Below are 7,792 nucleotides of genomic sequence, written 5' to 3' on the forward strand. Positions count from 1 at the left end.
ATAATTATCCTTTAAATGCTAGGCCTAAAGTAAGACCAAAATCTAATGAGTTTATATAATAAGATTTTAAAGGTGTATCCATAGTAAAATTAGGAGCTGCCGCCTTCATAAGTGTAAATAAAGAATCAGGCATAGTAATATATTTAGGAGAATATACGTTAAATCTTGTATAAGCACCTAATATAACTTCAACTCTGTCATTTACAGGCTGATTATATTCTATCATAAACTTTATACTAAACATTACTGGGTTCATATTTTTAATCATAAAGTCAGTAACAATTATCTCTCCTATTTCAGGGAAACCTGGAATATCAGATCTGTCAAAATAAGCTAAATATTCTGGAGATAAGTCAGCTATTAATTTACCTCCTATATGAAGTCCTAATGCTAATCTGCTGTTTAGGAAATAAGCTTTAGTACCCACTCCGAAACTTATTACTGGAGCATAAGAAACATTAATATAAGCATTAGCTGTTTTACCATCTATAGTATTACCAGCTATTTGTCCTGCAAATCCGTTTCCTACACCTAAAGAACCAAATACACTCATACCGCTGAATTTAGCAGGATCCATTCCATTAAACCATCTTTCTGAACCAAACAAATAACCAAGCTCTGCCTCTCCGTCCATAGTGTATCCTACAGAACCTTTCATATATGCAGCACCGATTTTATTTAAATCGTCCTTACTTATTGAAGGCATGGTTGCTGTACCATTAAAATTGGCTTTTAATGCCCATATAAAACCTTCGTCAAAACCATACGCCGCTGAAAAACTAACTAACATTAAGATATAAATAAATATTTTTTTCATGATAATTTTCTCCCACTAATAAAAATCGACAAATTATAAAAAATGTTTATATGCACATTCTACTATTTATTTTTTCTAAGTAAATACTAATTTTACATAAATTTACAACAAATTTATAGTTATGTTTATTGATATATACTATAATCATACATTTTATACAAATATTGGCGACATTTTTATTATTGTGTATTGTTTTTTATAGACATTTTAGAGATAATGTTTATTTTATTATAGTTAATTCATACTATTTTTTATGGAAGCGTATTTCTTATATTATCCTTATACTCTCTGATTGTTTTGTAAGGCGTTTTTAATTGAAAGTTCACTATGTTACTATACCAATTAACATAATCAAATCTGCTAACCTCAGACATTATAGAATGTATATCTTCGCTGACATCATATTTTGGAAACATCATTCCTATAGTTTGAATAACATAATAAGAAAACATATTTTTTATTGTTTCATAGTCGGCATCAGACTGAAGAAAAGTATATGTGCTTATAACAGCTATAGATTTACAAGGTCTTACATTATTATTTTCAAGTACAAGCCTATCTACAAAACCGCCGTCTGATATAGATTTTGCACTCATTGATAAATAATTGGCAGTTAATGGCATATTCACTATCACTATAGAAGAATCTTTAAACTCAGAGGCAATTATTCTCCAATATAATGCCGTATAGAGCATAAATTTATTACCATCTAATAACTGAGCCCTCTTTTTTACAGGCATATTCCAAACATTAAGTATGCTTTGTACGTATGATGGTGCTATATTTTTAGCTATGATATTTAAAGGAGTATCATATTCATATCCGAATAATTTTTTTATATTAGCCTTAGTCTCATTAGAAAGCGAATATAATATATCATTTTCTAATTCCTGATAATTTATATTTTTTATATCTATAAAATCTCTTTTAAATATATCAGCATTATTGTTTATAAATTTTCTATTGGCTCTATAAAATTCATCATCTGTAATTCCGTCTTTAAGATTATATTTTATATTATATCCTAAAATATCGTATGTAAGTTTCGATAAGTCATCATCGAAAATATCAAGAAAATCTCTAGGTGAAAATGAGTTTATTGCATCATCTTCTATATAGGTTATATTTACAGTATAAGTTTTTTCTTTATTAAGAGGTTCTGTACTATTTTGACATGATAAAAAGAGTAATAAGAACAAAAATATAAAAAACAAATATATAATATTAAATGTATTATTGAGGTATTTCACCGCTCACACCCATAGCTTCAACTTTTTGAGTATTTATGTAATATTTTATTTCTCTTGCCCTTACAACACTTTCCTTTTGTTTTAAGTATGGATTCTCACCCCAAAGTCTTAAATATTTCTGCTTATCAAAGTAAGTAGCCCAAGCACTTTGTGAGTTCATATCTTTTCCTTCTACATATACATTTCCATTAGCACGCAGTTTTTCTTCATCATTAAACATCTGCATAGTAACTGATGTAATTTTAATACTTCTATTTTCAACATAGGCCTTAGGACTGCCGCTTACCGTTGCAACTTTAGTATCTGGGTCTAAATGCAGCAAATCACCTTCCAATGATAAGTTGGCATCATAATCAACCATCACAACATCATTGTGAAATATTACATCTTTAAACTCAGCATCTTTTTTATATTCTATCCACTCTCCAAAAGCTATAATTCCCCTATCTGGAATTCTTACAGAAGGCTCTTCATACATATACACATGTTCATTATCTATTTCATACTCAATATATCCGCCTTTAAGTATCATATTCTCCTCATAAAAAAATGCTGTAACATTACCATAAGCATATAAAGTACGTGTGTTATTATCTTTTCCGCCGTATTCATTTAGAAATAATCTGTCTGCTACTATAATATTATAATTACTAACATTACTCTTTTTTTTATTTGTTTCTGATGTATTTATATAATTATTAGTTTGAAGAACATATATCTTTCCTCTGCCCATAACATTAGCTGTAGCAGTTTTTGCATTATATTCCAGTATTTCGCCTTCAAGCCTATCAGCTCCCTGATAAAGTCGAGGATTTCCAGTTAATACAGCCGTTTCTTTATCCATATCATAAACCAAGTTATCAGCATAGCCGTCTGTTTTTCTTTTGCTTTCACTGTCAATATGTGTTAAATGAACATTACTTATAGCTTTGGCAATAGGAGTATTAAAATCTCTCTCCATAAAAGAACTTTTTATAGTCATATTATTTGTAGGCGATCTTAATACTGGATTATTTTTTACATATGCATATCTTGTTTTTCCATTATAGCTTGCATATCCGCCTGTTATTGTAGAGCCGTTTGTTTTACTCAAAAGCCTAACACCACCGCTGAATGTTGCTAATTCTGTTTCCTGATAGAATGTCATAATATGGCTTGTAATAATAGCTGATGAATCCTCCATTTTAGCATTGCCAGTATATTGGAAAACTTTTGTTTTATTATTAAATGTAAACTTATCCGCACTTCTTCTTGACTGAGCATTTAAATATAATACTGATAAAAACAGTATAAAAATAGTGAAAACTAATCTATTTTTATTCAGCAACAGGAACTCCTATAGCATCGCCTTCATCAACTTCATTATATATTGTAATATGTTCAAGCCCCATATCCGCTTCCATGCTACTTCCAGTAAGCCAGCTTCCGTCTTCCTGTTCTACACGTATAGGAACAGGACTTTTTACTTTCTGTTTATCATTATCCCACTGCAAATATTCTGTATAAAGTATTGTATTATTTGAAGATTTGGCAATAACATTTGTATATATTTCTGTATATAATGTATCCTGATTTACTTTTACAAACTCCCCTGATATACTTGCTGCTACAGTATGATTAGAATCATATGTATATGTTCTGCTTTCATAAAGCTCTATAAGTTTTTTCTTATTATAGAATTTAGCATTAGTTGCAAAAGAGTCCAACTGTTTAAAATTTGTATCATAACTCTCTCTTCTAAAGCCATAAAACTCCATATCAGGAGGAGGAACAAAATCATCTTTTTGTTCAAATTCTTTACCAAGATCTTTAAAATTTGTGCAGGAAACACATAATAACAGCAGTAATATAAAAAAACTAAAACTGTTTAATAACTTCATTATAAATACCTTTAGCTTTGAGTATCATATCTATAACAACTCTCACAGCACCATATCCGCCCCTTTTATTAACGATTATATCAGCCGCTTTTTTAGCTTCATCTACAGCATCTTTCGGGGCAAAAGATATACCTGCATATTTCATAACCTTAATATCTATCAAATCATCACCAATATATGACACCTCTTCTTTTTTTAAACCATATTTTTCAATTAAAGTTAAAATAACAGGCATTTTCTCTTCTTTACCCAGTATTAAATCTTCAAAGCCATGACGACTAAACTTATCAAATCTAGCCTTTATAGCATTAGAACTGCTTCCAGAAATAACAGCTATTTTTATGCCCGATTTTAAAGCCATCACTATACCCATTCCGTCCTGAGTATGAAAAAACTTACTTTCCACTCCGTTATCATCAAATATAAGCCTTCCATCTGTCATAACGCCGTCTGTATCTGAGACTAGGAGTTTTATTTTTTTTAGCTTTTTAATATTAAAAAAATATGATATATAATCTCTGAATGTCATTTTAGAAAATCTTTTTTTAATTAAGAATTAGGATAAACAATTTGGGGCTTACAGGACTCGAACCTGCCCACACGGTTTAGGAAACCATTGCTCTATCCTGATGAGCTAAAGCCCCCTATCATAAAGAAGCTATTCGTATTAACAAATCGGAGAGTGTGGGACTCGAACCCACATGGGTGTTAGCCCGGCGGTTTTCAAGACCGCTGCTCTACCAATTGAACGAACTCTCCAAATAAATATGCTATACATTATAACATATATAAAATTTATTTCAAGTCTTTTTATAATTAAAAATCATTTAAAAAATGCTCGTCTGAAATAAAGACCATGTGCTGGGGCTGTTACAAACGCCTCTGTTCTGTTTTCGCTTTTTAATATATCCTCTATAAAATTTACAGGCATATTTTTTTTCTGACCTTCTACCAAAGTACCTACTATAATCCTTACCATGTTGTGTAAAAAAGCATTGCCTCTAATAATAAAATATATAGTATCTCCTTTTCTTACAGCATTCACTCTTTCTAAATATCTAAACTTACTGTCATTTTCATCTTCTGTAGAACAAAATGATGTAAAATTATGCTCGCCTATCAAATATTTAGCATATTCATTAATAAGTTTTTCATCTATAATATTTTTTCTGTAAAACCAAGCATACCTCTCATAAAATGGAAAAGATGTACTGCTGTTATGAACTATATATAAATACTCTCTGAAAGTTGCTGAAGCTCTAGCATTAAAATTATCGTCCATTTCTTCGGCTTTTATTATTCTTACATCTCTGTCTAAACATGAATTCAAAGCTATATGCACTTTATTAATAGGTACAAGCATTTTTGGAACTCGAAAATTAGCAACCTGTCCTAAAGCATGCACACCAGCATCAGTTCTGCCGCAGCCGTATATTGTAATTTTCTCTCCATATATTTTTTGAACAGCTTTATATATTTCTCCCTGTACTGTTCTTAAATTAGGTTGTATCTGCCAGCCATAAAAATCTGTACCGTCATATTGTATTGTTATCTTTATATTGTTCATAAATATCAAAATAAAAAGCCCATATAATACTTTATACAGGCTTTTTTATATAAAAAATTAAATATATTACTGTAAATCAGCTGGTATTGTTATACCGAGTTTTTGTGCTGCATTAGTATTTACTTCTAATACTGGATTTTGTATATATTCTATAGGCATAGAAGCAGGTAAAGCCTCGCCTCTCAATATTCTTACTGCCTGTCTTCCTGTAAGTTTTCCAAGTTCATAATAATCTATACCATAAGTAGCAAGTCCGCCAGCCTCAAGCATACCAGCCTCTCCGCATATTACTGGTATTTTAGCAGGTTCTGTAATAGATATAACATTAGCCATACCAGCAGCAACCATATTGTCTGTAGGAGCATAAATGGCATCTACTTTTCCTACCAAACTTTGAACTACCTGCTGTATATCATTAGGATTTGTTATAGTAGCATCTATATATGATATACCCATTTCATCTGCTTTTAATTTAGCCATATCTACTTGGAATTTAGAGTTTTGTTCGCTTGAATTATATAAAAATGCTATTCTCTCTACTGAAGGAACTAATTTCTTCAATAAATCCATTTGCTCTTTTACTGGTGTTAAATCTGAAGTTCCAGTAACATTGCCACCAGGTACATTATTATCAGCAACTAATTTTGAATCTGCTGGGTCTGTTACTGCTGTAACAAGTATAGGTATATCTTTTGTTGTATTTGCTACAGCCTGTGCTGCAGGTGTTGCTATAGCAAGTATTAAATCTACTTTATCATTAACAAATTTTTGTGATATTGTAATGCAGTTTGCCTGTTCACCTTGAGCATTCTGATAATCTATAGTAATATTTTTGCCGTCTTCATAGCCTGCTTCTTTCAATCCGTCTACAAAACCATTATTTGCAGCATCCAAAGCATTATGCTCTACTAACTGAAGTATGCCTATTTTAGGCATTTTTGCGCCATTTGAAGACGAATTAGATGAATTATTTGAACAGGATAAAAGTAATATACCTGCAAATAATATAGCAAATAACTTTTTCATTATTATATCTCCTTTAAATTCATAATTACTATTACTAGTATAATATAATATAGCCATAATAAAGTCAAATAAAATTCACACATAAAAATTAATTATTTATGTTCATTCAGAAAAAGCTCTATATTTTTACTATGTCTTAAAGATAGATCTTTTTCAAATCTTATTACATATCTCTCAATGCTTCCAAACATAGCTGCTGCATTTAATATTAGAAAAATAGACAACAATAAAAATATTTTTTTAGTATTAATAATAAAATTTTCCTTCTGAACTAAAAATAAAATAATAGGAGCATAACATACAGAAAAAAGTCCGTAAAAATAATGAAAATAACCTTCTCCAAATCTGAAAATTAAAAAACATAAAAGAGTTATAAATATTGATAAAATAAAAAATTTTGATATCTCTAAAGATGTTCTTTCATTATCAGTTTTTCCTTTGTATCTAAAATTAAAAACAAAATAAAACATATTAATCAAACAGTAAACAGAAAATACAAGATTAAGAATTAAAAATATCAAGCCGTATATATAAGATGGTGCTGAAGTCCAAAATTCTATAATATTATTAAAACCTCTTAAATAATGAGATGACATTTCGTTTGTAGGAAATAAAAATAATGCCTGTATTTTTGCAATAATAATTTTCCCTGTATCTGGCCCTTTTGAAAACATTAATTTAGTATTATAAAATCCATTATTAATTTCTGAAATTAGATAAGGAAGATACTCTAAAAATGATAAAAAAACTCCTAAAATCCAATATTTCAAATATTTAATTGTATTTCTATAAGTAAGAATTAAATAAAATATCATAGTAGGTACAACAGAAAAAAATGAAGCAAAATGTCCTTGTGCTATAATTGCCAATACTGGAAAAATAAAAATAGATGGTATAATAGCTTTTTTATCAAAGTTTCTACTATATATATATATATATATATATATTCATAAAGAAGAATAAAAAATATAAAACTAAAAATTAATGATATATTAGGATTCCAAAAATTTGTCATAGATTTTACTAAATAGCCATTAAGTAAAATAAGAGGAGACATAAAAGAACAAACAAAAAGTCCTAATCTTTTATAAAGCCAAAATAAAAACAATGATATGATAAAAAGACTAAAAAAATAATTTATAATCTTAGCTGCATATAGATTCTCATTACCAAATTTATAACATAAAATATAGAATATATAATAAGCTCCGCCCGGTACTCTTGGAGTTTTAAACTCATCTTCATAAGTATC

The 7,792-nt window shown here is 29.2% G+C and carries 8 protein-coding genes, 2 tRNA genes and 1 pseudogene; all 11 read right to left on the reverse strand.

Translation table 11 applies throughout. The features are described 5' to 3' along the window. Positions 1-4 precede the first annotated feature (4 nt). Positions 5-817 (reverse strand): hypothetical protein, encoded by an 813-nt coding sequence (locus F811_RS0114545; RefSeq protein WP_020005965.1) that lies wholly within the window; start codon positions 815-817, stop codon positions 5-7. Positions 818-1,068: 251 nt separating this feature from the next. After that, positions 1,069-2,067, reverse strand: a complete 999-nt coding sequence (locus tag F811_RS0114550) for a hypothetical protein (protein ID WP_020005966.1) — start codon at positions 2,065-2,067, stop codon at positions 1,069-1,071. After that, positions 2,051-3,358, reverse strand: a complete 1,308-nt coding sequence (locus tag F811_RS0114555; protein ID WP_425386801.1) for an LptA/OstA family protein — start codon at positions 3,356-3,358, stop codon at positions 2,051-2,053. The genes F811_RS0114550 and F811_RS0114555 overlap by 17 nt, the downstream gene beginning before the upstream one ends. A gap of 25 nt (positions 3,359-3,383) precedes the next feature. Next, positions 3,384-3,947: an LPS export ABC transporter periplasmic protein LptC gene (gene lptC, locus F811_RS0114560; RefSeq protein WP_020005968.1), complete on the reverse strand. Its 564-nt coding sequence runs from the start codon at positions 3,945-3,947 to the stop codon at positions 3,384-3,386. Further along, on the reverse strand, positions 3,925-4,476 hold the full coding sequence (locus F811_RS0114565; RefSeq protein ID WP_020005969.1) for a KdsC family phosphatase: 552 nt from the start codon (positions 4,474-4,476) through the stop codon (positions 3,925-3,927). Before F811_RS0114565 ends, lptC begins: the two co-directional genes overlap by 23 nt. A gap of 42 nt (positions 4,477-4,518) precedes the next feature. Continuing rightward, a tRNA-Arg gene (locus tag F811_RS0114570) sits at positions 4,519-4,591 on the reverse strand. 32 nt (positions 4,592-4,623) lie between these two features. Further along, positions 4,624-4,706 (reverse strand) — tRNA-Ser (locus tag F811_RS0114575). Between the two features lie 64 nt (positions 4,707-4,770). Next, positions 4,771-5,514 (reverse strand): tRNA pseudouridine(38-40) synthase TruA, encoded by a 744-nt coding sequence (gene truA, locus F811_RS0114580; RefSeq protein ID WP_020005970.1) that lies wholly within the window; start codon positions 5,512-5,514, stop codon positions 4,771-4,773. A gap of 66 nt (positions 5,515-5,580) precedes the next feature. Next, positions 5,581-6,540, reverse strand: a complete 960-nt coding sequence (locus F811_RS0114585; protein WP_020005971.1) for an ABC transporter substrate-binding protein — start codon at positions 6,538-6,540, stop codon at positions 5,581-5,583. A 92-nt stretch (positions 6,541-6,632) separates the two neighbouring features. After that, the gene (locus F811_RS16250) at positions 6,633-7,355 is read right to left on the reverse strand and encodes a hypothetical protein (RefSeq protein WP_156822005.1); all 723 of its coding nucleotides are present in this window, start codon (positions 7,353-7,355) and stop codon (positions 6,633-6,635) included. Positions 7,356-7,396: 41 nt separating this feature from the next. Next, positions 7,397-7,792: pseudogene (locus tag F811_RS16890) on the reverse strand (hypothetical protein); the annotation flags it as partial.

This window comes from Brachyspira innocens ATCC 29796 (genome assembly GCF_000384655.1).
Taxonomy (GTDB): Bacteria; Spirochaetota; Brachyspiria; order Brachyspirales; family Brachyspiraceae; genus Brachyspira; species Brachyspira innocens.